25 protein-coding genes and 1 tRNA gene are annotated in these 26,783 nt (G+C 39.1%); 17 read left to right on the top strand and 9 right to left on the bottom strand.

Annotated features, from left to right (window positions below):
- From AC5JMK_RS25700 to AC5JMK_RS25750, 11 genes are all read left to right on the top strand, one after another.
- A partial coding sequence (locus AC5JMK_RS25700; protein WP_495911290.1) for a hypothetical protein occupies positions 1-227 on the top strand: 227 nt, incomplete at its 5' end.
- Entirely contained in the window at positions 224-685 is a 462-nt protein-coding gene (locus AC5JMK_RS25705) for a cupin domain-containing protein (RefSeq protein ID WP_096678415.1), read from the top strand. The genes AC5JMK_RS25700 and AC5JMK_RS25705, both read left to right, overlap by 4 nt.
- A gap of 35 nt (positions 686-720) precedes the next feature.
- The gene (locus AC5JMK_RS25710) at positions 721-1,650 is read left to right on the top strand and encodes a branched-chain amino acid ABC transporter permease (protein ID WP_096678413.1); all 930 of its coding nucleotides are present in this window, start codon (positions 721-723) and stop codon (positions 1,648-1,650) included.
- Positions 1,640-2,410, top strand: coding sequence for an ABC transporter ATP-binding protein (locus AC5JMK_RS25715; protein WP_096678411.1), 771 nt, complete (start codon positions 1,640-1,642; stop codon positions 2,408-2,410). The genes AC5JMK_RS25710 and AC5JMK_RS25715 overlap by 11 nt, the downstream gene beginning before the upstream one ends.
- A gap of 111 nt (positions 2,411-2,521) precedes the next feature.
- A complete protein-coding gene (locus AC5JMK_RS25720; RefSeq protein ID WP_096678409.1) occupies positions 2,522-3,253 on the top strand; it encodes an ABC transporter ATP-binding protein in 732 nt (243 codons plus the stop codon).
- Positions 3,254-3,578: 325 nt separating this feature from the next.
- Entirely contained in the window at positions 3,579-4,016 is a 438-nt protein-coding gene (locus AC5JMK_RS25725; protein ID WP_096678407.1) for a hypothetical protein, read from the top strand.
- Positions 4,017-4,086: 70 nt separating this feature from the next.
- On the top strand, positions 4,087-4,614 hold the full coding sequence (locus tag AC5JMK_RS25730; RefSeq protein WP_096678405.1) for a hypothetical protein: 528 nt from the start codon (positions 4,087-4,089) through the stop codon (positions 4,612-4,614).
- A gap of 179 nt (positions 4,615-4,793) precedes the next feature.
- Entirely contained in the window at positions 4,794-5,930 is a 1,137-nt protein-coding gene (gene gshA / locus AC5JMK_RS25735) for a glutamate--cysteine ligase (protein ID WP_096678403.1), read from the top strand.
- 445 nt (positions 5,931-6,375) lie between these two features.
- Positions 6,376-6,837, top strand: a complete 462-nt coding sequence (locus AC5JMK_RS25740) for a tRNA (cytidine(34)-2'-O)-methyltransferase (protein ID WP_096678401.1) — start codon at positions 6,376-6,378, stop codon at positions 6,835-6,837.
- Between the two features lie 770 nt (positions 6,838-7,607).
- Entirely contained in the window at positions 7,608-9,926 is a 2,319-nt protein-coding gene (locus AC5JMK_RS25745; protein WP_096678399.1) for a peptidoglycan DD-metalloendopeptidase family protein, read from the top strand.
- A gap of 165 nt (positions 9,927-10,091) precedes the next feature.
- Positions 10,092-10,165 (top strand) — tRNA-Met (locus tag AC5JMK_RS25750).
- 26 nt (positions 10,166-10,191) lie between these two features.
- Here the strand turns inward: AC5JMK_RS25750 and AC5JMK_RS25755 are convergent.
- Entirely contained in the window at positions 10,192-12,354 is a 2,163-nt protein-coding gene (locus AC5JMK_RS25755) for an amylo-alpha-1,6-glucosidase (RefSeq protein ID WP_096678397.1), read from the bottom strand.
- 264 nt (positions 12,355-12,618) lie between these two features.
- Here AC5JMK_RS25755 and AC5JMK_RS25760 point away from each other — a divergent pair, with 264 nt between their 5' ends.
- The 4 genes from AC5JMK_RS25760 (at position 12,619) to AC5JMK_RS25775 (ending at position 16,067) form a co-directional block, all read left to right on the top strand.
- A complete protein-coding gene (locus tag AC5JMK_RS25760) occupies positions 12,619-13,218 on the top strand; it encodes a peroxiredoxin (protein ID WP_096678395.1) in 600 nt (199 codons plus the stop codon).
- A gap of 219 nt (positions 13,219-13,437) precedes the next feature.
- Positions 13,438-13,974 (top strand): peroxiredoxin family protein, encoded by a 537-nt coding sequence (locus AC5JMK_RS25765; protein WP_096678393.1) that lies wholly within the window; start codon positions 13,438-13,440, stop codon positions 13,972-13,974.
- 85 nt (positions 13,975-14,059) lie between these two features.
- Entirely contained in the window at positions 14,060-14,701 is a 642-nt protein-coding gene (locus AC5JMK_RS25770; protein WP_096678391.1) for a hypothetical protein, read from the top strand.
- A 160-nt stretch (positions 14,702-14,861) separates the two neighbouring features.
- Positions 14,862-16,067 (top strand): DUF4336 domain-containing protein, encoded by a 1,206-nt coding sequence (locus AC5JMK_RS25775; protein ID WP_495911291.1) that lies wholly within the window; start codon positions 14,862-14,864, stop codon positions 16,065-16,067.
- 295 nt (positions 16,068-16,362) lie between these two features.
- Here AC5JMK_RS25775 and AC5JMK_RS25780 read toward each other — a convergent pair whose 3' ends face one another.
- The 4 genes from AC5JMK_RS25780 to AC5JMK_RS25795 form a co-directional block, all read right to left on the bottom strand.
- Positions 16,363-17,271: an SDR family oxidoreductase gene (locus tag AC5JMK_RS25780; protein WP_096678387.1), complete on the bottom strand. Its 909-nt coding sequence runs from the start codon at positions 17,269-17,271 to the stop codon at positions 16,363-16,365.
- 43 nt (positions 17,272-17,314) lie between these two features.
- Complete coding sequence (locus AC5JMK_RS25785; RefSeq protein ID WP_096678385.1) at positions 17,315-17,878, bottom strand: Uma2 family endonuclease; 564 nt, start codon at positions 17,876-17,878, stop codon at positions 17,315-17,317.
- Positions 17,879-18,845: 967 nt separating this feature from the next.
- On the bottom strand, positions 18,846-19,865 hold the full coding sequence (gene obgE, locus AC5JMK_RS25790) for a GTPase ObgE (protein WP_096678383.1): 1,020 nt from the start codon (positions 19,863-19,865) through the stop codon (positions 18,846-18,848).
- A 197-nt stretch (positions 19,866-20,062) separates the two neighbouring features.
- A complete protein-coding gene (locus AC5JMK_RS25795) occupies positions 20,063-20,755 on the bottom strand; it encodes a Mo-dependent nitrogenase C-terminal domain-containing protein (protein WP_096678381.1) in 693 nt (230 codons plus the stop codon).
- Positions 20,756-21,026: 271 nt separating this feature from the next.
- Between AC5JMK_RS25795 and AC5JMK_RS25800 the strand changes: the two genes are divergently transcribed.
- Both AC5JMK_RS25800 and AC5JMK_RS25805 read left to right on the top strand, forming a co-directional pair.
- Positions 21,027-21,845 (top strand): class I SAM-dependent methyltransferase, encoded by an 819-nt coding sequence (locus AC5JMK_RS25800; RefSeq protein WP_096678379.1) that lies wholly within the window; start codon positions 21,027-21,029, stop codon positions 21,843-21,845.
- 38 nt (positions 21,846-21,883) lie between these two features.
- Entirely contained in the window at positions 21,884-22,993 is a 1,110-nt protein-coding gene (locus AC5JMK_RS25805) for a glutamate--cysteine ligase (RefSeq protein ID WP_096678377.1), read from the top strand.
- 466 nt (positions 22,994-23,459) lie between these two features.
- Here AC5JMK_RS25805 and AC5JMK_RS25810 read toward each other — a convergent pair whose 3' ends face one another.
- The 4 genes from AC5JMK_RS25810 to AC5JMK_RS25825 form a co-directional block, all read right to left on the bottom strand.
- Positions 23,460-23,804 carry a hypothetical protein gene (locus tag AC5JMK_RS25810; RefSeq protein ID WP_096678375.1) on the bottom strand — a complete coding sequence of 115 codons (345 nt, stop codon included), beginning with the start codon at positions 23,802-23,804 and terminating at the stop codon, positions 23,460-23,462.
- Between the two features lie 42 nt (positions 23,805-23,846).
- A complete protein-coding gene (locus AC5JMK_RS25815; RefSeq protein ID WP_096678373.1) occupies positions 23,847-24,233 on the bottom strand; it encodes a nuclear transport factor 2 family protein in 387 nt (128 codons plus the stop codon).
- A 135-nt stretch (positions 24,234-24,368) separates the two neighbouring features.
- Complete coding sequence (locus AC5JMK_RS25820) at positions 24,369-26,261, bottom strand: hybrid sensor histidine kinase/response regulator (protein WP_495911292.1); 1,893 nt, start codon at positions 26,259-26,261, stop codon at positions 24,369-24,371.
- 15 nt (positions 26,262-26,276) lie between these two features.
- Positions 26,277-26,723, bottom strand: a complete 447-nt coding sequence (locus AC5JMK_RS25825) for a response regulator (protein ID WP_495911293.1) — start codon at positions 26,721-26,723, stop codon at positions 26,277-26,279.
- Between the last annotated feature and the right edge of the window lie 60 nt (positions 26,724-26,783).

Genomic DNA, 26,783 nt, shown 5'->3' on the forward strand with positions numbered 1-26,783 from the left:
CGCAAATAATTTACGCGAACCATCCTTCTTGTCCAAAGTCCAAAATTAAGGAAAAGGCGAGAATATTGATCAGCTTTGGGCATTATTATTTCGTATTGAGAACGGACGCATTGCCGAAGCTATTAATTTCCCTGGCGCTCAACATGCAGCAAATGCGTTTTTCTGGCGGGTATTTCAGATTAAACCAATTCCTGAAGGACTTGTTCACTACAGAGTTAATTAAATGATTATTGATCCAGAAAAAGTACCTACTGAAGCACGTTCCAATTATCCCGATGAATTTAAACCTAAAGTAGCAGGAAGAATTCGGCAACGCTTAGGCAATTTTGCCGGATTGAAAAACTTTGGGGTAAATTTAGTGAAATTAGAACCTGGAAGTTCTTCTGCTTTACGACATTGGCATTCTTGTCAAGATGAATTTATTTATGTTTTAGAAGGCGAGTTGACATTAATTACAGATGCGGGCGCAGAAGTACTCAAACCAGGAATGGCGGCGGGATTTCCAGCAGGTGAAGCCAACGGACATCATTTGGTAAATCGGACATCAACACTTGCAGTTTATTTGGAAGTAGGCGATCGCACTCCTAATGATCAAGCTAGCTATCCCGATGATGATTTAATCACAAAAGCTAGTCCTGATGGCAAATCTATAATTTTTGCTCATAAAGATGGAACAATTTATTAAAAGGAGAAAGGTAAAGGGGTAAAGGTTAAACACAAATGGCTGATTTTATTGCTATCTATGGTGCTTTAATTGTCTCTATGGTATTGGGAGCTTTGCTAGGACTATCGTTGTATTTACCATTAATGGCTGGACAATTATCTTTAGCTAGCCCTGGATTTTATGCTTTGGGTGGATATATCGCAGCAATTCTATCAACAACAGTTTTTACTTCTAGTGGTGATTCTTTTCCGATTCCATTACTGTTGTTGGAAATGTTAATTGCTGGTGTAATTTCAGGATTGTTAGGTGTAGCGGTAGGAATTCCAGCTTTGCGGTTACGGGGAATTTATTTAGCGATCGCCACGATTGCTTTTGTCGAAGTTTTGCGGGTTCTCTCCCTCAATTTGGATATCACAGGTGGTGCTGTGGGAATTTTTGGTATTCCTCAACCTTTCTCAACACAAATTGAATATTTATGGATTGCCCTACCATTATTAATAATTAGTATGATATTGATTTATCGTTTAGAACGTATTCGTGTTGGTAGGGCTTTAATCGCAATTCGTGAGGATGAGTTAGCAGCAAGTGCTATGGGAATTAACCCCACTTACTACAAAGTTTTAGCTTTTACACTAGGAGCAGTTTTAGCTGGAATGGTTGGTGCAATCAGCGCTCATTTTCTTAATACTTGGAATGCTCGACAAGGTACATTTGATGCCAGTATTATTTATCTAACTTTTGTCTTAATTGGTGGTTCGAGAACTTTTTTAGGTGCTGTAGTCGGAGGTATGTTATTTACAGCCTTACCAGAAGTCTTAAGAAGCATCGCTGACACAGGCGGTTTACCAACTTGGCTAGCGCAATTTTTAAGAGATGGCAGATTAATTATTTTTGGTTTACTAATAGTTTTGGGAACCATCTTTTTCCCCCAAGGACTCGTCACCCCAGATATTTTTAAAAGACGATCAATAACAAATGACAAATGATATTCTTTTAGAAGCAAAATCCTTAACTCGCCGCTTTGGCGGTTTAGTAGCAGTAAATAACATATCTTTTATTGTTAAAAAACATGAAATTTTTGGATTAATCGGCCCCAATGGTGCTGGGAAAACGACATTATTTAATTTAATTACAGGTTTAATTCCACCTTCTAGTGGACAATTAACTTATCAAAATCAAGAAATTTCTCAACTACATCCCCACCAAATCGCTGCTTTAGGTATCGCTAGGACTTTCCAAAATATTCGCTTATTTGGTGAACTTTCAGCACTAGAAAATACAATCATTGCCCGACATTTGCATATTCATAGCAATATACTTACAGGTATGATGGGAGTTCCACCAGCACCAGCAGAAGAACGTAAAAGTAAGCAAAAAGCTTTGGAATTATTAGAATTAGTTGGTTTGCAAAAACGCGCTGAGGAAAAAGCTAAGAATTTTGCCTATGGTGATCAACGACGGCTAGAAATTGCTCGTGCTTTAGCCTTAGAACCACAAATTTTACTTCTTGATGAACCCGCAGCTGGAATGAACCCCAGCGAGAAGCAGCAACTCAGTGAATTTATTCGCAATTTACGCGATCGCTTTAATTTAACGATTATCCTCATTGAACATAATGTACCCTTAGTCATGGGTTTGTGCGATCGCATTGCGGTTTTAGATTTTGGTAATTTAATTGCCTTGGGAGAACCGACTATGGTTAAAAATAATCCAGCTGTTATAGAGGCGTATTTGGGTAATGAATAATTAATAATTATCTTAGTGTCTTAGTATTTTATAAAAACTTTATTTTAACCACCAAGGCACTAAGACACTAAAAAACATACTGAATGTTTGATAAACCAAAGATGCACACAGATGAACACAGAGAAGCAGAAAAGCTACCCAATTTTAGAAATTAAAAACCTATATGTTAATTATGGGGGTATTAAGGCCCTCAAAAATATTAATTTAGTTGTCAATAACAGTGAAGTAGTCACTCTCATCGGTGCCAACGGTGCAGGTAAAACTACTACTCTGCGGGCTATATCTAAAATTATCAATCCTAAAAGCGGCGAAATTACCTACAGTGGACGCAATATCAGCCGTCGTCAACCCCACGAAGTTGTACAATTGGGTATGGCCCATTGTCCAGAAGGACGCAGAGTATTAACGCGACAAACTGTTTATGATAATTTGCTTTTAGGTGCATATATTCGTTCTCAGCAAGCAGAGATAAAGAATGATATTCAGCAGCAATTTCAGCTATTTCCACGTTTAGCACAAAGACGCAATCAACTAGCGGGAACCCTGAGTGGTGGTGAACAACAAATGTTAGCGATCGCTCGTGCTTTGATGAGTAGACCAAAACTTTTATTATTAGATGAACCAAGTTTAGGTTTAGCACCAGCGATAGTTAAAGAAATATTTAGTATTATTGAGAATTTACGGGCGACAGGTGTGACAATTTTGTTAGTCGAACAAAACGCCAATTTAGCATTACAAATTGCAGATCGAGGATATGTATTAGAAGCTGGTTGTATTACTATCACAGGTGCAGCATCGGAATTAATGATGGATGAACGAGTGAAAAAAGCTTATTTGGGATAGTTTTATAACTTAAGAGTTGGAGTTTTTATGAAATGTTTTTTTGCTGATGATGAGTTTTTAATTGATTACTAATATTTATTCATTGCTCCCTAGCTAATAACTAATATATTTATCCTCTCTCTTTATATAGAGTAACTAATATGTCTATGGAAAGAAGGCTAAATTTGAAATCATAAGCTAATTTATAAAAAACAAAGCTAAACGAAACAAATCAAAAGTGACTATCATTTTTTCAACGTTTATTAAATAGTAAGCTCGCTCAAATAATAAACATCAATAAAAGTTTTGTTTGTTTCCAATAGCAATTTTTGAGGAGATAGCAAAAATGAGTCTGCTACAGCAGAGCCGTAAAATGATTACGGCTGTTGTCTTGATTTTGGTTTTAACTATCACTACTGCTTGTGGTGGTAATGTAGCCCAAGTTGACCGTACCACAAATCCGCCAGTCGTTGGTCGAGATGTAGCTTATACACAATTAGAGCGAGGAAATACTGCATCTGGACAAAGTTTTGGTAACTGGGTTGTACAAACTTCGCGGGGATTAGTCAAAGATGCTTACGTGCGCGATAACAATAAGTTAGGTGTAGTTATTTCCCCACAAGTTCGTCCTAACGAAGTACGTTCCTTAGCAAGATCTTTAGTTGAAGGTTTTCGGAAAAATTTCCCTAGTCAAGATTTAACTGTTTTGGTATATGCACCAGACAAGCAGCTGATTTTGACAGCTAAGTATGATACTCAAACCAATCAAGTTCAATACAGTTAGAAATTGTTGGTTGTTATGTGTTGTTTAGTGTCTTAACTAACAACAAGAATAAGAAAAGGAGATTAGTACAGTGAGTAGCAGTGAAGAGTATAAGCGCCAAATTATGAGAGATTTGGCTCAGGGTGATGTTGAGTCTCTTGGTGATGCTCCTAGTGGTGATCCATCACAAGATTATCAAAGCTTTGATGATTTTGCTCAACGTACAACAACGTCTGAACGTCGCCAAATGTTTGAACGCTCTTTTAATACAAACAGCATTCCTCCTAGCCAAATGGAGCCAGAATTACAAAAGGCGATCGCTAATATTAAACCTAATGAAAGAGATGATGTAGCACGCGCTTTTTTCAAACACTTCAAGCAAAGAGGATTGGATGATCGCCATCTTGAGCAACAGTTAGGTCTTTCTACTCGCCATCCCAACCGCATGAGTGCAGATGATGTTAGCAGACTCGCCTCATTTGCATATCACAATCATCCTGACATTTTCAAAGAAGTATTAGCAGAACAGCCAGCTATTATCAACTTTCTCAGCAATCCTGTTGTGGGAGCTATTGTAGGACTTGCTGCTGCTAAGTGGTTAGGTGGTCGTCACAAGTAAATTTGAGTCTACAAGCATAAACATAGAGCAAAAAACAAGGATGGTAAGGTGCATCCTTGTTTTTTGCTCTATGTTTGTGTTTGAACTATTAACTAACAACTCTTCCTACGGGAACAATGCAGAAAATCGTCTATTTGGATACAATTTAGAAGTAAGGAGAGCCGAGGAGAAAGATTAAAGTGCTATTAAAAGGCTTTGAGATAGAGATGTACACTGGCACGGCTAGTGGTGAAATCGTCGGTCTCTCTGATAAGATTACTGCATCTTTGGATGGATATGTAAGAGAGCCAGATAGCAGGAATGTAGAGTATATTACTGCACCCAATCATAATTATGACCAGTTATTGTGCGCCATCTTACGTCCTCGGCTGAGACTGCGAGAGTATCTCCAAGAGTTAGGCAATTATACTCTCATTCCAGGCAGCACTTTGTCTTTGGGTAGTAGCGATCGCTTTTTTCGTTCTGACCCTACAAATCCTTATCATACTTTTATTGAGCAAACCTACGGCACAAAAGTAGTTACGGCTAGTGTCCATATTAATATTGGCATCAATGACCCAGAACTACTTATGCGTGCTTGTCGGTTGATTCGGCTAGAAGCACCTTTATTTCTGGCTTTGAGTGCTTCTTCTCCTTTTTTAGATAGCAAAGCAACCAATTATCATTCTACTCGTTGGGGTGTATTCCCACAAACACCCGCTCATGTACCGTTATTTAGTAGTCATAACGATCATATCCGATGGGTAGAACAGCAACTAGCAGCCGGAACAATGCAAAATGTTCGTCATTTGTGGGTGTCGGTACGACCAAATGGCGATCGCCGTCCTTATGATTTAAATCGGCTAGAATTGCGAATTTGCGATTTAGTTACAGACCCTATTTCCTTATTAGCAATTACTGCTTTGCTAGAAGCACGTCTATTACAACTAATCGACAATCCCCACCTTGATCCTTTAACTCAAAGTACTTTTTCTCCAGAGGAACTGATCTCTTTAACTGCTACCAACGAAATAGCAGCAGCTACTTCTAGTCTTGATGCCCAACTGCTACATTGGCAAGATGGCAGAACTATTACTGCTAGAAATTGGATTGCTGAACTTTATCAACAAGTGTGGCCAGTAGCTAAACAAAATGGCTTCAGTTGTTTCCTTTCACCTTTACAGAAAATTCTCCGGGAAGGAAATGAAGCTCAACAATGGTTACAACTTCATGCTGTTGGTTTTAGCGCTAAAACCACAATTATTCAAGCTATTCGCGCTACACAAGAACGTGAAGCAGAATTAGAAGATAAATTATGTGTCTCCTCAATGGCGTAACAAGTCTTTAGATTTTAGATTTTGAGCCAAAAAGATTCTTAATTTTGAAATTTATACGCCCTTGGTGTCCTCGCAGGGTATTTTGAATAGTTTTCTCTCCCTTCCCTTGTCTCCTTTGTCCTCCTTGTCCCCCTTCCACGACTTGTCGGAAAAAACCCACAGTCCTAAGAGGGGGTTGACACCTCACCCCTAATCTCTAGGAAGTTGATAAACTCTCCAGAGATGTAATCATCTACCTTGGGGTATAGAAAATCATCTTTTAGGAAAATAGTATTTTAACCACTCTCAGAGAAAAATCTGAGGGATTTCTTTGTTTTGTTTTAAATTTCTAATCAATTATGATAGGTTGATATTCATTAACAAAAACTATAAGAAGCCTCTATCAAGAGATAGATTTGAAAAATTTTATACTTTATGTTTAAAGATACTGTGAAGCTGGGAAAAAATGCCTCAGGTAGTTCTAGTTAATCCCCTTATACCGCCGAATACAGGTAATATTGCTCGTACTTGTGCTGCCACAGGTACAGAACTACACTTGGTTGGGCCTTTAGGATTTGAAATTAGCGATCGCTATCTTAAAAGAGCTGGTTTAGATTACTGGCCCCATGTCAAGCTGCATTATCACGAGTCTTTAGAAGCCTTGAAAATCTTACATCAGCAAAGAGGAGGAAGATGGCTAGGATTCAGTGTACGTGGTAGTTATAACTATGCCAAATTTCAATTTCAAGCAGATGATTGGCTGCTGTTTGGTAGTGAAACTACAGGTTTACCACCAGAAGTGATTAAGACTTGTGATTCCACTCTCTACATTCCCATGAGTCAATCTCAAGTTCGCAGTTTAAATCTTTCTGTGAGTGTCGCTGTGGGCTTGTTTGAAGCGTATCGCCAGTTGGGTTATTTAGAATGAATCACAGAATACAAGGGGTATATAAATTTACAGTTTAAGTGAATATACTTTTAGATAAATAAAATCTTAATCTATCTAGTAAATATATAGATACAATTCTCCTGTAGTTGAGTTATTTATAGGTAGTATAATATACTTTATTGTTCCAAAGTTCGCAAATCTCAAGTAATAATACTTAAGAAAAATACTAATCATATATAAGAAATTTGTATATGGCAAAAGACAGAATTGGTGAATCTAACGATAGATTTTTGTAAACTCTATTTTTTCTAGCATGAGGAACAAAAATCAATAAACTATGTCATATCAACCATTTGAGCTACTTTGTAACCCATTCATTAAGTTATTGGAACGTAAAGGAGTGTAAATATGCCTATGAGTTGATACGGTTGTGTTTTGGGGAAGAATCAACTTACAGTCTCATGTTTAGATGACGGATTGAGCAAAAAACCTTTGAAGATTATTGAAAAATATCTATAAACGGTAATTTTCTCTTCCAAGCAGTCCTGACAGTAAGTTTTGAGACAACTATAAAAGAGCAAGACGTTGTAATGTTATGAGCAGTGATCAGACAAGTAAACCAAAAATAAATTTTTTACAAAATTTTCAAAAAGTAAACTTGTCTAAATTAAAGAAGCAAGTTAATCTTGCCTAAGTATCTCTGTCCAATGTGGTCTTGCTTTGTTGTTTGATGTGATCTGAATCATTGACTAGTACCCGACTATAATATCGAGGTTCAGTTAAGCGCTAGTGTTCATAGGAGGTCGTCTTTGAAACGAGCATTGAAAAAGAGAGATAAGGCTGTGTTAGAAAACACCCAAAGCGAGGAAGTACCGGTGGAACAGCAGAATCCAGTTAATTCACGTATTCACCGTCTAGTACCAACAAAAGCCGCGATGATTGGCTTGGCAATCTCAATGGGAGCGACTAGCCTTTTGGTGACTCGACAAAGCGATCAAGCGTTGGCGGCGGAACCAGTAGGCAATCAAAATACAGCCTCAACCCTTCCTGCTGCGGCCGATGCGGAATTAAAAATTGCTCGTACAAATCATTTCAAGTCCGAGACTAGATCATTGGTGAGCCAGCCTGAAAATCCTGTTTTAGTTGAACCAACAGCAATTTCACAAGTGCCTGGGCTGAGAGCAAAATGGCAAGTTGTCACAAAAGGAATATCTGTGCCAGTTCATACACCAGTTGTGGTACCAACCAAGGCAAACAGGCTGGGTGCTCCAAGTGACAAAAATAATACACATACAGCCACAAAGCAACTTGATACTGTTAGAACATTATCAAATGGTTATGGAGTAATCCAAAATCAAACCACATCTTTATCCTTTGCTGCTCAACCGCAAACAGTGGTAATAAACAATGCAGTTAGCAGCGAAGTAAATGCCCAACTGAAAGCGCAGCAAGAATTTGCACTCTACCGCTTGCAGGAAAAATCAGACCGATTAAGAGCCAGTCTGGCACAAATCAGATCTCAGAGAACTACGGAATTACCCAAAGTTGCTGTAAATCAAGCTCAGTCAACGACAGTAGTTACTAAGCCAATTTCACAAGACACAAGCAACACTTTTACACTACAGTCCCAAACTAAAAGTGATGCAAGCCAAGCTAGTCTCGTGTCTAGATTGAAGCAGCAAAAAAATGCGGTGAATACAGCCACACCAACAGCTGTGACACCAACACCTGCAACCCCAGTTATCACACCTACCGTTACAGCAGCGAAAGTTGTCCCTCAATTGGCTAGCGCTGGCTATGAAGTCAAGCCAGGAGATACATTAGCAGCGATCGCACGCGCTCATGGTACATCAATATCAGAATTAGTTAAGGCAAATCGTCTTAATAATCCCAATCAACTACAAATTAATCAAAAACTCAATATTCCTTCCACTGAAGCAAGCAAAGCTACCATCCCAACATCAGTAGCGATTAACGAGAGTGCTTTTGAATTGAGTCATAATTCCAAAGTTACCAATACAAGCCCTAATTCAGAAATTGCTGATTCCAGCACTTCTGCAATAGAGTCATTATCTTTAAACAATCAAATTCCAGCCAATAATAATTCTACAGATTCGACAGCAAATACAGCTACCACAGAAAATGCTTATGGCATGGGTGGTGATAGCCCCATACCCACTGCTGTTACCGAAATGCAGTTGGCTAGAAGACAAGATACTACCAAATCAAAGAATGGCAAAAATACAAATTCACGTCTAAACAGCTTAAAAGCAGAAATTGAGAGATTACGAGCAAAATACCGCGCTCAACAGTCTGGTAGCACAGTTGTAGCAGAGGAAGTCAGCAATAATAGTGATGCTGTACAAATTCCAGTTACACAACCAAATAATGTTGCTATACCTATTAAAGTATCCAGACCTACTATCAATGTAGTAGTACCTACCTCAGCTATTAAACCTAATTCACTACCAGTGTCAATCCCTGTTCCTCAACCAAAGGGATCAACCTACAGTGTGCAGCCGACTAATCCCTCATTCCGCTCTAATAGACAGAATAATGAGCCAGTTAATCCAGAATTTGTTGCCAATCAAAATAAAAAGGTAGCAACACCTGGTTTAGGTGGAGATCTACCTCAGTCTTTTAATGCCAAGCGAGGAACTCAAGTTTCTCCAGAATTACCACCATTAGCGGCAGTTGATACATACCTGCCCAAACCAATTGAAGAAATTACGCCTACATCTAAAGGCTATATTTGGCCCGCTAAAGGAGTTCTCACCTCTGGTTATGGTTGGCGTTGGGGACGGATGCACAAAGGAATCGACATCGCTAACGGTACTGGTACACCGATCTATGCTTCCTCTGGTGGTGTTGTAGAAAAAGCCGGTTGGAATAACGGTGGTTACGGTAACGTTGTGGATATCCGTCATGCTGATGGCAGTTTGACTCGTTACGGTCACAACAGCAAAGTTTTGGTGCGAACAGGTCAACAAATAAACCAAGGTGAAATGATTGCTGAAATGGGTAGCACTGGCTTTAGCACAGGCCCACATAGCCACTTTGAAATCCATCCATCTGGTAAAGGTGCAGTCAATCCTATGGCCTTCTTGCCACCACAACAACGTATATAGTTTCTCTCTGCTAGTAAATCACCCACACTGGCTTGGAATACCAAGTACAGTGTGGGATTTACAAATTCTCATCGATAACCAACAAAAAAATCAAAAATTCTAGGTATGTAAGACTAGCAATTACAAAACTAGTATGCTATATTTAAAAATCGGTGATAAAAGTTTGGCTCAGTAGCTCAGTAGGTTAGAGCGGGGGACTCATAAGCCCTAGGTCGTGTGTTCGAATCACACCTGAGCCACTAAAAAAATAAATTTTTTTGTGATTTTAACTGCGAAGGTGACGGAGTACCTCAGCAACTGACGAAGCTTGAGCGATCGCTCCTCTAGGTGTGTGTGGCGCGTCACCATCAAAAATTTCCGAAATTGAGCCAAGACAGCCGTCAGCAAGAAAATGCTCTAACAGAGGTTCCCACTCAAAAGGTAACTGTTCTGTGCCATAAAAACGTTTCCAAGCTCGAATAAAAGGGCCAATTAGCCAGCACCAAACAGTACCTTGATGGTAAGAGCGATCGCGCTGTTGTGGATGACCCGCATATTTACCGATAAATTCTCGATCACTTGGATCAAGGGTACGAAGACCATAGGGCGTGAGTAAGCGTTCAGTAGCCAACTGTAATATCTGACGCCCCTGTTGAATAGAAAACGCACAATGGGCCAGGGAAAGCGCAATCACAGCATTTGGGCGAACCTGAGAATTACGACGATCATCTGGCTCTATAGTGTCGTATAAATAGCCCAACGGGGAATTCCAGAACTTTTGGAGTGAGTCTTTGACTTGTTGGGCTTGCTGACTATAACGTCGAGCCTGTTTTGCCAAACGACTTGTTTCGGCGACCGATTCTTGCTCACTCAAAATTTCTGCCCACCGAGAAGCCCAGCATAAAGCTGAGTACCACAAAGCGTTGATTTCTACTGGCTTACCACAACGAGGTGTAACTGCTTGTCCATCAACTACTGCATCCATCCAAGTTAAGGCTACACCACGAGCATCCCAACCAATTAGTCCATCGGTAGCATCAACTTGAATGTTATAGCGCGTACCACCAATAAAGGCTTTATAAATTTGTTGTACTACTGAGTATTGCTCTGCTAGAAACAACCAGTCTTGAGTTGCTTCTAAATATAGTCCTAAGCTTTCAATCCACCATAAAGCCGTATCAATACTATTGTAAACAGGTTCACTTTCCAGACACGGAAACAAATTTGGGATCAGACCGTGGCGACAGTAACGTCCAAGACTCTGTATCAGTCCTTTTGCCAAATCAAATCGCCCCCTCAGCAACGCTATACCTGGTAAAGCAATCAAGGTATCACGTCCGCGATCATTGAACCAATGATAACCAGCTATGAAAGTAGGTTCATGATTAGAGGTTCGCAAAATGACAAACTGATCGCTGGCTTTTAGTAATTGCTGCCAAATAGGATACTGAGTATTGGGTACTGGGTATTGGTTAGTAGGAAAATAATTGTTCAAGTTCACCAAGTCCCTAGTTCTTAATCCCCTATCACTAGCCCCTTTTTTATCCCATCCAAATACTAAAGATAGCCGTTCTTGTTCGTCTTCAACAACTTCTCCAAAAGTCTCGTCCGTCAGAGAACTTTGTAGAAGATCGGGAAAACCCACCTTTGCTTCTAAAGTGACTATATCCCCTGGTGCAAGTGTAACTGTTAAATAACCAGGACTGTAGAGGTCTTCGCGATCGCTCAATCCTCGCCTTGTCTCCTCTGGTAAATGGTAATTCCAATACCAAAATCCATCTGGTTGGTAACTGCCTTGTGTCCAGCGTAAGTGCCAAGGTGTGCCAAACTCTCCTGAGTTAATCCCTTGAAAACAGACTTGTCTTTGTCCTAGCAATTGTGAAAACTGTAACTGTGGAGTAGCTTTTTGCTGGTTATGAAAATCGCGATCGCTGATTAGTAGTCGTAACCTCAAAATCGCCTCATCCCTACCGTCATAACGATATTGAATTAAAAGGCGATGACACAATCGGAATTGGGCATTGGATATTAAGCATTGGTTATTCTCCACGTCCCCGCGTCTTTCTGCTCCTTTGTCCCTGCTCCCTTGTCCCCCTTCTTCCCTCTCTCCCCAAGCGTGAGGCATTATCAACTGCCTAGTTAGCTGCCAGTCATCTTGACCCCAAACCCATTTGGGAACTGGATTAATATCAAAATGATGTAACAGTTCGTAACCTGTCGGATCAATCTGACCACCACCCCAAAAATTTGTCCCCAATGCTATAACTTGCTTTGGTAGTTCCAAACTAGCTTCTAGATGCGAAAACAGTAGAGTTCGTCCAGAAGGCGAATTAGTCGCAGCAAATAACCAACCATGATAAGTGCGAGTGCGGACATCAGAAACCGTACCACTGGCAAAACTTCCCAAGCCATTTGTGAGCAACCATTCTCTTGTATCTAAATCGACCATTTGCTACTCAAAATCGTTATGAGTATGATATAGTTGTAACAGTTCGTAATTAAGCTGTCAGGGCATAAATAGGTAAGCGTTACCTATACACCCAATATGAGTGGGCAGTTAGTACTTAGCCAACCCAAAATTCAGGGTATTGGTTGGGAAAGAATTGCGTGGATTAGAGGGTAAATAAGCCCCTGATACTATGTTCTTTTCCAAACCGCCAAAGAAACTTTGGCGGACTACTAGACGAAAATAATTTCCAAGGAGAATTAGTATATGTCTACAGAAGGATGCCTCCGTGTTGGTCAATCAGCTCCCGACTTTACAGCAACTGCTGTGGTAGATCAAGAATTTAAAACAATAAAACTTTCCGATTATCGCGGTAAGTATGTTGTTCTGTTTTTCTATCCCCTAGACTTTACTTTTGTCTGTCCTACAGAAATCACAGCTTTTAGCGATCGCTACGAAGATTTTAAAAAGATTAACACAGAAATACTAGGTGTGTCTGTTGATAGCGAATTTTCACACCTAGCATGGATTCAGACTGATCGCAAGTCTGGAGGTGTTGGTGATCTCAACTATCCCCTTGTGTCTGATATCAAGAAAGAGATTAGCAGCGCTTACAATGTCCTTGACCCAGCAGCTGGTATAGCCTTGCGTGGTTTATTCATCATCGACAAAGATGGTGTCATCCAACACGCGACCATCAACAACCTCGCCTTTGGTCGTAACGTAGATGAAACTCTGCGGACATTGCAAGCTATTCAGTACGTGCAGTCTCACCCCGATGAAGTTTGTCCTGCTGGTTGGCAGCCTGGTGACAAGACCATGGTTCCTGATCCTGTCAAGTCTAAAGTTTACTTCTCTGCTGTTTAATTTCTACCTTGCCCAGAGGCTTGGTATATTCCAGCTTAGATTGGCGTTAGGCTTATCGCCTAGCCAATCTCTCTAACGCAAGATGTCAAATCTGTCTAATAAGTTAAATTAACCACAGAGATATATTATGCACACAGATATAAATTAATCGGTGGCATTTTATATTTTTTCTGTGGTTTGTTTATGTAATAGCTTTGATATTTTTATTGAGGATAAATTATGTTAGTTACAACTGATTTTAGCGGTTTATTTAATGAGCGCTTTTTTCGGAATTTTTTACCCATTCCAGCAGCTAATGAAATACCATTAGGATTTTTAACACCAGATTTTCAACTGCCAGATATCACCAACAATACTTTGCTCAAATTATCAAATTACAGAAATAAGCAACCAGTATTACTTGCTTTTACTCGGATTTTTACAGAAAAACAATATTGTCCCTTTTGCTATCCACACATTAAAGCCTTGAATGAAAACTACGAAAAGTTTCAAAATCAGGGTATAGAAGTTTTGATGATTACTAGTACCGATGAACGACAAAGTCAAATAGTTGTCAAAGATTTAGGCTTGAAAATGCCGTTGCTGAGTGATCCTACCTGCCGAGTGTTTCGCACTTATAATGTTGGGCAAGCTTTGGGAGCGCCTTTACCAGCACAATTTGTTTTAGATCAACAAGGTAGGCTTCGTTATAAGCATTTGTTTTCTTTTTTAGATTACAATGCGAGTATAGAAATATTGCTAGAGCAATATAATTAATTGTGGGTTCACGCATAACGTGAAATTATTCTCACGGGATTTAAAGCCTTCCAACCATTTGTCGCGCATAACAAAGATTGACTCAATGCGATCGCCTGACTTAACATCACCAACTTCAGCAGATTTTGCAACCGTACTTCATCAAGCTGTGTTTGCATATCGCCAAGAAACAGGCGATCGCCCCAGGGCTACAGCAGTCGTAAATGCCTTATTACAAGCAGAAAAAACTACTAAACAACAAAAAATAAAATATACTTTTACATCTTTACTTGGTCAATGGCGACTGTATTTCACCACTGGTACACGTAAACTAAAAAAGCGAGGAGGAATTGAATTAGGTAGAGGTTTTTATCTACCAAAATTAGCATCAGCACACATTTGTTTTGCCGCTACAGATATGGTTGATGGTAAAGGCGAAATTGGCAATCAGGTACAACTTGGTCCCTTATTGTTAAAACTCACAGGACCAGCCAGATATTTAGGGAAAAAAAACTTGTTAACTTTTGATTTTACCCAAATGCAAATCAGCTTGTTTGGTCGTGTAGTTTACAAACAACAAATTCGAGGCGGAAAGAGTCAAACAGAGGATTTTTACAATCAAGCTATTGCCAAACTTCCCTTTTTTAGCTTCTTTTTGATCACAGAAGATTTAATCGCGGCGCGTGGACGTGGGGGAGGGCTGGCTATTTGGATAAAAGAAGACAGTCCTTCGGGAATGAAAATTTGAAAATTAAAAATTCAAGCAATTCTATTTTGAATGACCCTCACCGATTTCCAACTTCTGAAACCCATATACTCATATACCTCTATGTTTATTATATGTATATTTAGATAAAATATTCTGAGTCTTGGGGATTTGGGAGGATCGAGTCGTGGAAATAACCACGATGAAAGTGCAAAATATGCAAACACAACAGGATGCGATTTCTTTAAAAGATTGGTCTTGGGCTTTCTGGCCTATTTTACCACTCTACCCTTTTGGCAAACGACGCACACTCTGCCAAGAAGTAGTTAAGGATACGATCTGGACTTTTGACCAGATACAAGGCATTTTCTATGTTGTTGTGCCAATTCGCATGACTGTTGTGAAACTAGAAGCAGGTGGACTGCTGGTTTATGCACCGATCGCACCAACTCCAGAGTGTATACGCCTGGTTGAAGAATTAGTTGCAGAACACGGGGATGTTAAATATATTATCCTGCCCACTATTTCTGGTTTAGAACATAAAGTTTTTGTCGGCCCTTTTGCTAGACGCTTTCCTCAAGCACAAGTGTTTGTAGCCCCGAAGCAGTGGAGTTTTCCTCTCAATTTACCCCTGAGTTGGCTGGGTTTACCTCTAGGACGAACCCATGTACTGCCAGCTAATAGTAGTGATGTACCCTTTAGCGATGAGTTTAATTATGCAATTCTTGGCCCTATCGAGTTGGGACCAGGACGATTTGCCGAAGTTGCATTTTTCCACAAGCGATCGCGGACACTGCTAGTTACAGATATAGTCGTGTCTATCCCTGCTGAACCACCACCAATAGTTCAACTTGATCCTTATCCTTTGCTATTTCATGCTAAAGACGACACTTTCCACAGAGTTTTTGACACTGAAGCTAACCGTTGTAAAGGATGGCAACGCATTGTATTATTTGCTTTTTACTTCCGACCGAGTGCGCTAGAAGTTATTGGCACGGGACAAGTTTTTCGTCATGCATTGGAAGCGCCAGATCGTTCCAAGAAAGCCTATTTTGGTTTGTTTCCTTTTAAGTGGAATAATTGGCAACAATCGTTTTATCGCTTACGCAAAGATGGACGCTTATTTGTTGCGCCAATTCTGCAAACTCTGATTCTGAACCGAGATCCAGAAGAAACTATCAAATGGGCTAACTTAGTGGCGAGTTGGGATTTTGTGCGGATAATTCCTTGTCACCTTGATTCACCGATTGACGCAACCACAAGTCAATTTCGGCAAGCTTTTAGTTTTCTTGAGAAAACAGAAAATCCTCTTGAGTCTTTACCTGGAGAAGACTTGGAATTTTTAAATGAACTTTCCCAAGGATTATGCGATCGCGGTATTACGCCACCAGCGAAAGAAAGGGTATAAGGGGTGTTATGTGAATGATTTTTGATCACAAGTGAAAAATCTGGATTTTTGGGCAAAGATGGCAATAGCCCAACATCGAAGATTATGCAAGTTTTGAGAGATAATTTGGACACGATCATTCAATTTAAAAATAGCGAAACGGAAAGTATTTTGGTATTGGCGTAGTGTGGAGCGGCCACATAACATGCAAAACCAGGGGTTGCAGTTGCCAATTGGCGATCGCTGGCGTTTAGTTCAGTCGTTATTGACTTCAATTCAACAAGAAACACTATTGTTTAATCTTCCAAATCTAAGCTTAAAGGGTAAAGATATCTCTGTGTTTATTTAAGCTGTATTTGTTGGTTAATTCTTCTAATTGTGATTGTAAACATAGGGGTTGATATCCTAATGCAAAAGCTTGAGAACTATCTAAAGAAACATCGCTGGGTCTAGGTGCAGACATTTTTACATCTTGTTGCAGACAGGCTTTTAATCCGGTAGTGGGTAATTGAAATATTTCTACTAACAAACGTCCAAAATCATACCGAGAAATTCTTTCTTTACCACCTAAGTGAATGATACCTTTTACTTTTTCTAATGCTAATAATAGTCCTTTAGCTGCGGTGTTAGCACTAACTGGTGTGCGAAATTCATCTGTAAATAATTTTAGTTCTTTACCTTCTTGAAGAGTTTGTATAAATGGTTGTATAAAGCTGCTCGCAGTGGGTGTTGCTGCACCAAACATTAATGGCATTCTACACACAGCAGTTAAAGGATAGCGTTCTAACATTCCCACTTCTGCCATCACTTTTTGTTCACCGTATTTATTTACAGGACATACGGGATCTGTTTCAGGGTAAGGAGGATTTAAACCATCAAAAACAAGGTCAGTAGATGTAAATACGCAAGGAATACAATGATCTGCACACAAACCAGCAATGTTGTGAGAAACCATTACATTCGTTGCGTAAGTTTCTTCAGGATGATTTTGGCAATAATTAGGTTGTGATTGTGCGGCGGTATGAATTACTGCGGCTGGCTGAATTTCACTAAATATCTGTTTCAATTCCTGAAAGTTTGTTAAATTGACTTTCAGCATTTTGGTATTAGGAATTTCTACAGAGTTAGTCAAGAAAGTTCCATAAACTTCCCATTTGAGATTTGCTAATTGGCAAAGATGCCAACCTAAAAACCCACTAGCGCCAGTAACTAACAGTTTTCGCATACATCACAATTTCACACCGTTGGGGCAAAGGATACCATAAATTTTACATCTTTACATCCTCATAAATATCTGCGATCGCTATTTCTAAGTCTACAGAAGCTAATTTGAGATTATCTTCTTCTTGTAGCAATTTTTCTACAAACCAATTGTTTTGATTGTTTTTACGATAGACTTCAACCTTGATTTCTGATTCGCAAACTAATACATATTCTTGCAAACTTTTTAATCGACGATAATTCATCAGCTTTTCGTTACGATAAATACGTTCCGTGGCTGAGGAAAAAACTTCCACTATCAAACAAGGTTGATGCTTGTAAAACTTTTCTCGGTCTTGAGGATTGCAAGTGACACAGATATGTGGGTAATAAAATATGTCTAAATCATCAATCCTAATCTTCATCTCTGATGAATAAATCCGATAATCTGTACCAAACAAATGTGTACGTAATCGGGGCAATATATTGCTAGTGATCACTTTACAGTGATCACTGTCTTCTCGCATTGGATAGACTTGACCCGCTAGATATTCGTGACGGATTCGGCTTTCCAGTTCAAATTGTAAATATTCATCAACGCTGAAATTCAAAAATTTGGTATGGGTATACATCCTCTATCACACTGTGTAGATGGCTAAGTAAGTTTTCCAGAATTTTTTGAAATCAGCACCCCGGTTTGGTTGGAATATCTAAGTCGGTTGAGTATGGAACATCCCAATTTTTTCAATATACTGCGCTTGGGTTTAAACCCTTAGCTAATAGCACAAATCGTCTTCAGACGACTTCATAAAATCAAGTAGTCTGCTTCACTATGAGACTGCGATTTCAATCGCAGGCAGGTTTTTTGAACATTTGGGATGCTCCCATTGAGTAGTTATTGACTTTTCAAAAATCAAATGGGATTCCTATCAAATCTGTGCTAACAAAGTCATACAGATGTTCTTTTTCAATCAATATACGTACTAACTTGATAATAAGTTAATACTATCCAGTTATATATTGTAAAATATTATGGTGTAAATACAGTTAATTAAATGTAACAATTAATATATGACATTAAAATCAGTAAAAACAGGAATAGAGCGGATTATATGCTAATTCAGGTAAATTTTATTAGTATTTATTCAAATATTTAGCTATCATTGGGAGTTATTTATCCGTGTTTTTACGGAAAATTGCATAGTCCTCTTCTATATGACCGAACAAGGCAAAAGTCACTCATAAAGCAGGACTTACGCAAGTGTCACAAAAATTTCAAAATTTTGCTTGTAGTGAGGACTTTAGTCCTCACTACGAACTTAAAATAATATGCCAGTTGCGTAAGTCCTGATAAAGAAAAAGTGCTGGTACTAAGCGCCTAAATTTATTTATGGATCGATCAGGAAAACATTTATTACTCTTCCTTGAAGCCGCTGAGTCGCAAAGCGTCCCGTGAGGGATACGCGTCTACCAGACGCACAGCGCGAGAAATAATACGTCCCTATTAAATCCCCTAAATTTATTTATGGGGATTATCTTTTTACTTTTTACTTTTTACTTCTTAAAAGAAGAAGACCCTTTGTCACAAATTAATAGGTTTTATTGAACTAATTTTACGGGATTCATTTTCTCTAACAGTGACCAAATTTCCTGGAGCATCGGCTCTAATCCAGCGCCAGTAACACCTGAAATTAAGAATACTGGGGCGTGAGAAAGATGGTTAAGTTGTGTTGCTAGTGATTCTAAATCTACACTTTCCCTATCAACTGCATCGATTTTGTTGAGAGCTAAAATTTGGGGACGATCTGATAAACCTCTGCCGTAATCCTGCAATTCTTGTTCGATGATTTTATAGTCTGCGATCGCATCCTCACTAGTTGCATCAATTAAATGCAACAGCACTCGCGTGCGTTCAATGTGACGCAAGAAATCATGTCCTAATCCTGCACCTTGGGAAGCACCTGTAATTAATCCTGGAATATCGGCAAAAACTGTACCATCACCATTGGGTTTACGTACCACACCTAAATTTGGCACAAGAGTAGTGAAGGGATAATCAGCAATTTTGGGACGTGCTGCTGATAAAGCAGAGATTAAAGTGGATTTTCCCGCATTTGGTAAACCAATAATTCCCACTTCTGCTAAAAGTTTTAACTCTAAACGCAGCTGCTTGATTTCTCCTGGTAATCCTGGTAAAGCATACTCAGGGGCGCGGTTGCGGTTACTCAAAAAATACTGATTTCCCAGTCCACCTTTACCACCTTTAGCAACTAGCAAATCTTGCTCAGATTGCACCAAGTCCCCAATAATTTCCTCTGTTTCGACATCATAAACTACCGTACCACAGGGAACTTCAATAATCAGATCCTTGCCATTGGCTCCGGTGCGATTATTTGGGCCGCCGCGAGAACCATGTTCTGCTTGAAAAAGATGGTTGTATCTGAAGTCAAGTAAGGTTTGCAAGTTTTCCACAGCACGTAAAATCACTGAACCGCCCTTTCCCCCATTACCACCAGAAGGGCCACCTGCTGGTACATACTTTTCCCGTCGGAAAGCGACAATTCCGTCGCCTCCCTTACCTGCTGCTACTTCAATTTTTGCTTGATCGATGAATTGCATAATTAGTTATTTGTCCTACCCTGCGGGAAGCCACTTGCGCGTTTATGTCATTGGTCATTAGTCATTCGATTTTGGATTTTGGATTGACCCACAGATTTTTATGCTTGCTCTGTACCATCAAAGAAGTATAAGTCATTAGTTACATTAGTCAAAAGTCTTGTACTAATGACCAATGACCAATGACTAGTAACCACTAACTAAATATATTCCGAAATATCCTCACCACAATCATCTGCTAAATAGGAGAGGGCGCGGAAACGTAAGCCAACCAGCTGTTCATACAGTGGATTGAGTTTACATAAAGGTGGAATGTGTACTACTTTGCGTCCAAATAGCTTAACATCACGTTCAAATGGACACTGGGAAGGAATCATTTTGCATAAGAAACGGGCGACTCTAGGATCTTGGATGTCTAGTCCGTCGAGCCAGTCACGGACTGGGTATAATGCGTCGAGTTGTCGCTTTGTGGGTGCGAGAACTAAAGGAGTCTCTACCTGCTGTTCTAATGGCTCTGTTGGGTGGAATTCTAAAGTATGACGCAGAGCTTCTAGTAAGTCTTCTGGTTCTCCCAAAGCCTTGCACAACTGGTGCAGAAGATAGTCTTCGCTTTTAGAATATGTACCATCAGCGATCGCCACCATCACAGCTGTACGCAAGAAATTTTCTGCTGCTGGCGTACCGTAACCCAGAAAAACAGCTAATTCCTCTGGTTCAATAACGCCTAAAGACTCCAAGTTTGTCTCAGGAGCCAGTTCATCTTTGGTAATGCTGGCAATTAATTCTTGTTCTTGGTTATCAAAATCACCATCTGCCCAAGCAATAGTCAGTAATCCACGCAGCCATGCTGCTACTTGTTCACTACTGTAGGGAGATTGAACGGCACTTGTCATAAACTCACGCCTCTAGCTTTTCCCAAGTCCATACTAATACAAGAAGGCAGGAGACAGTAGAGGCGGAGTGGCTTTTCAAGGTAGGTAAAATGCAGAAGCTAGAAAGCTTACATGATAAGCTTTTCATCATTTTTAAAAAGTACTTTTATTTACGCCTTGAAATTTTTTTATAGTTCACTACTCTGTATGTTCTATCGTGATTTGGTTGTGCTAAAATTATTGAGAATTTTTATAATTAGATTATTTCACAGATGTTACTTAACTAAGACTTATGACTAAAACAAAAGTCAATCTTGGTGTCATACAAGAAACATTGTTAATTACCTTATGGGCAAGAGCTACCGAAACAAAGCAATCTGATCCAATTATTGTAGACCCCAAATCAGTTGAGATTCTCCAAGCAATTGATTATGATTTTGATAAATTTATTAATGCTAAAAATTCGCAATCAGGGACTTGCTTACGAGGTATGATCCTCGACAACTGGATACGTAATTATCTAGAAAAATATCCCCAAGGTACGGTTGTTGAGATTGGTGCTGGATTGAATACACGCTTTGAACGAGTGGATAACGGACAAGTACGTTGGTTTGATTTAGATTTACCGGATGTAATGGAATTGCGGAAACAGTTTTTTCAAGAAACAGAACGTCGCCGTTTTATCACTGCTTCTTGTTTAGATACAGACTGGTTTAAGTGTGTAAAAGCTGTGAGTGTGCAACCCTGCATGTTTGTAGCAGAAGGTGTGCTGATGTATCTCAATGAAAAGCAAGTACAGCAACTTTTTGCCAATTTTTTACAACAGTTCCCAGGTTCATGGTTTGGTTTCGATTCTATGTCTCCTTTAATAGTAAAAAATCAAAAGTACCACGATTCTCTTAAATACACATCAGCCAAGTTTGACTGGGGAATTTCTGATATTCATAAAATCAAAAATTGGGATAATCGCTATCAAATCTTAGAGGTTTGTAGGTTTAGTGATTTGCCAAATCAGTATTTAAAGCGTTTTTCCCCCATCAATCGCTTCTTGTTTTCGTATATCCCACTCTTGGCAAATAGCTATCGTTTGGCTTTAGTTAAATTCGGTTGAATTCCAATAAAATTAAGATTAAGCAAAAGGTATAAATAATGTTTTATTTTGGCATTGAGCATGAAGTTGCTTTCCTGAATGCGGAAGGAAAGTTTGTAGATTTTTCTTGTACAAAATTTGCCGATTTTAATCAAATAATTGAACAGCTACCCACATATCCTCACGACTCAATGCAATTGTGTATTGGAGACGCTGGTATTAGAAAAAAAAGGTGGTATATCGAAGGGTTTGAGAGATTTGCAGAAGATACTGAAAAACTTATAGATTGTATTCCCAAAGGTATTGAAATCAGAACCACAATCAATCCTGATATTAAAAGTACTATTAATGAATTGTCGAAAAGTTTTGACTTGCTACGTCAAGTGGCTGCACAATTTGAGTTATCGCCAATTTTAATTAGTTTTAATCCCTACAAAACTGTTTTTGAGCCTGAACCCCCACTAAATAAATATGAACGTAGTATCTTACAGGCTAATCCTGATGAACAAACTGCTCATATTTTTATGGTCAGCTATGGTCCAGATTTAAATTTATCATTTCCTGATTTATCTTATGAAGGTTTAATTGATATTGCTAAAAAGCTAACTTACTATAGTCCTTATATTGTTCCTTTTAGTTTTAGTTCTCCTTTTTATAATGGTGATTTATGGGAAGGTTTATCGATAAGGACATTTATCAGAACAGGTAAAAGAGCCGCAGCAATTGTATTTGTAGAAAAACCAGAACAATTGATTCAGTCTACACCCTCACTGACAAAAATCGCACGTATTCCAGCAGAAGTAGGTCGAATAGAATTCAAATCATTTGATAGTTGTGATGACTTTTATCTTTATGCTGCATTACTAGCATTATTAAAAGGTCTGGTTTTGGATAAATCATTACCAGGAAGAGCAATAATTCCAGACGCCGAAAAACACCAAATCTCTGCAAAAGAGGGATTTGATCATCAAGAGATTTTTGCGATCGCCTCACAAGTTTTACAAGCTGCTGAAGTTGCGCTGGGGAAAGATCCAGACGTGAATTTACTCACACCACTAAAAGATATGCTTAATAATAAACAAACAAGAGCGTCTGTGATGATTAGTGACTTCAATCAACTGGGTTCAATAGAACAGGTATTGAAAAATAGTTACTTACGACTGTTTTGAAAATTGAGATTTTCCTAAAGCTCAGATATTATACCAATTCTCTGTAAAGCTGCACATTATTTTAACCCCTCCCAACCTCTCACCCTCCTTCTATCCATTACCCGGATCTTTCTCAACATTTATGAGAGTATTCACTCACGTTTTTTATAACCCTGATTAGTTCATTGTTCATTCTCAATAAAAACCCCGTTTTAGCGAGAATATTAAGCGCAATTTTGTCAAGTATGCTTAAAAATTCAAGTTCTAAGATGCTTACAAAATCAGGGTTTCAAGATTGTAAAGAAAGATGTGACTAATAGACATCTGGTGAAAAAGAATGTAGAGACGCGTAGCAAGATCCCCCAGGGTAATTTCGCGTCTCTACAAGGATTTCAGGTAACGCATAATTAATTTCTAGAGATGTCTAATGAATAGAGCAGTGGAGTTCTTTAGTACAAATTTATTCTTTAATTAAATTATTCTAATTCTAACGAGACTCTAATTGAGTAACTCGCTTTTCTAATCTTTGGACTTGTCGTTTGACTTCAACTACTAATGTAGCCAGTCTGTCAAACATTGGATCTTTTTGTTGGGAGAGATTGCGTCGAGAAGATGGCGAGGGAGTTATAGTTGTTCTTCGTGATGAAGAAGGACGGTTTGATAGCTGAGATTGAAGTTGATTAACTTGTGATTCTAAACGATTAAAATCTGCTTCTAGATTATTTAGGCGAGATTCTATTTGTTGCGATGCAGCAGGATGAGAAAACAAATCACCCCAGAACATAATAAATACCAATGTTCCCAGGCAGATCAATACCCAGATTCTTTTCATTGCTTTGCTATAGTGATAGTGATATCACTAAGTTAACGCAGCTCATCGCATAATTGGACTAGCATGATGGTGTGTTAAGTACCATTTTCCACCAAGAAATTCAAAGATATTCGTAGCAAGCGATCGCGCTTCAATTTTCCTACCATTAATCACTTGCATGACATTTTCTACTAACACAATATAAGCAAGATGATCGCGGAACTCGACAGTAATTATCTCGGTGTTTATTTCAATATAAGGCGTATTTTTAAATATCTTCTCCCAAGAGGTAGAAATTGCTTTCCAACCCCGGAGTATATTCCAACCCGGATGAATACAAACACTACCCGTTCCTTGAGACCAAACTGCACTCATAGCCTCAATATCTTTTTTTTCAAATGCACGGTAAAATGCGTCATTTACAGCTAAAATTTCAGAATTATTAGTCATTAGTCATTAGTCATTAGTCATTAGTTTATCTCCATGTCCCCTTTGTCCCTCAATCCCCATTACCCCTTATCCCCTCCAGGGGCCCCACCTGCCCCTTATCCCCAGAGGGGACCCCTACCTTCCCCAATCCCCTAACTACCTTCCACTTTTCACCACGCCAATGGTTTGCAATAATTGCTTGGCGGTGTAGGGTTTGGATAAAAAGGCTTTGACACCTATGTCTGTTGCGGCGTTCACCTTTTCGGTGGAAGCTAGTCCACTGACGGCGATGATTTTGACATGGGGATTAATTTTTTTCAAGGTGCGAATAGTTGTGAGTCCATCCATAGAAGGCATAAGCATATCTGTTAATACTACAGATATTTCGTCGCGATGTTCTGCATAAAGAGCGATCGCTTCAATGCCATCACAGGCTGTGATTGCTTTATAATTATGAATCTCTAAAGATGTTTTGGTGATGTCGCGAATCGAATCTTCATCGTCAACGACCAAAATTAATTCGCCATTACCACTGGGTAACTCTTTCTCTGTTTCTTCTATAGTTTCGGGTATCTGTTGTGCTGGCAAAAACACTTTAAATTGAGTACCCTTACCAAGTTCACTGTAGACATTGATAAAACCGCCATGACTTTTAATAATTCCCAGGACCGTAGAAAGACCGAGACCAGTTCCTTTACCAAATTCTTTGGTTGTATAAAATGGCTCAAAAATTCGATCTAATATTCCTGGAGCAATACCGACTCCTGTGTCGGTGACTGTAATGGCTACATAAGCACCAATTCGCGCATCTAAATGCATTCTGGCATAATTTTCGTCTACTAAAAAGTTTTCCGCAGAAATACTTAAACTCCCGCCAATAGGCATAGCATCACGGGCATTAACACATAAATTCATTAGTACTTGATGTAGTTGCGTAGCATCACCATATATAGTCCAGAGGTTTGCTGGAATGAGCGTAGAAACTTCTATAGATTTTGGGAATGTTTCTCTCATGACTTGCTGAATTTCTCTGACTATGTGCTTAAATTGCAGCAAGGTGCGATCGCCTTCCATACCGCGAGTAAAAGATAATACTTGCTTGACTAAATTTGCTCCCCGTTTAGCATTAGTAATTAAAATGGGTAAAAGTCGCTTACTGCGCTCATCATCCAGTTGTGATTCTAACAGTTGCGCTGTCATTAATATTGGTGCTAGGACATTGTTAAGGTCATGGGCAATACCGCTAGCCAGAGTACCTATACTCTCTAATCTTTGGGCGCGTAAAAATTGGGATTCTAATAGTTTTTTCTGAGTAATATCAGTATTGACAACTAAAAAGCATTGAGATCTATGGTCAAAATCTCTTACAAGTGTCCAACGACTTTCAACTGTGATTTCTTGACCTATTTTTGTGATTTGCTGTAATTCTCCTTCCCAGGCACGATTTTTCATCAAAATTGAGAAGGCTGCTTGTAATTTTGATAAGTCTTTTTCTTGCCAAAGTTCCAAGGCTTTTTTACCAATAGCTTCTTCTTTTTTCCATTTATAAAGAAGTTCGGCGGCTTTATTCCAAAATAAAATTTTGTTATCTAAATCCTGTACAAAAATGGCATCGGTAGCCACATCTAATAAAGCAGCTTGCTCTCGGATTTTTTTCTCATTTTGTTTACGTTCTAAAGCATAACGAATCGAACGCTCAAGTAAAGGGGCTGCTAGTTGGCTTTTTTCTAAATAATCTGCGGCCCCAGCTTTCATTGCTTCAATATCTATTTCTCTGTCTCCCTGACCAGTGAGAAAAATAATTGGGGCTGCACAGCCATTATTAATCGCTTGGCGTAATAGTTCTAATCCGTTTCCTTCGCCTAAACGATAATCTACAAGATAAACATCATATTGCCCCGTCAGGATGGCATCCCTACCAGCTTGATAGCTGTTTACCCATTCCAAGGCACAAGAAACTACTTGAAATTCTCCAAACCAATCACGAGTTAATATATAGTCATCTTCATCATCATCAATCAGCAGAACTTCGATCAGGTTGTTTTTCATTGCTCCCTCCCACGCTCATAGCGGCAGTTCTACAATTTCAAACCAATATTTTCCTATAGCCTTCATCACCTCTACTAAGGCGGCGAATGTCACAGGTTTAATAATAAATGAATTCGCTCCCAAATTATAGGTACGATAAATATCTTCCTCAGCTTTTGAGGTAGTTAGTACTACAACGGGAATTGACCTTAGCTCTGGATCATTTTTGATTTCTCTGAGCGCCTCACGACCATCTTTTTTAGGCATATTTAAATCTAACAAAATCAGACCGGGATGAGGTGAAATATTAGGATCAGCATACCGACCATGGCGATACAGATAATCCATTAACTCCTCTCCATCTCGAACGATGCGTAGATCAATAGCCAAGCGACTTTCTGCCAATGCTTCACGAACTAACATGTAGTCGTCCTCATCATCATCAGCCATCAAGATCGTGACGGTTGTTTGCCGACCCTTCACTCTGCATTTTCTCCTTTGTGATGTTGATTAGGATTAATTCATTATTAAATTGAAACAAAT

This window comes from Pelatocladus sp., from assembly GCF_059505505.1.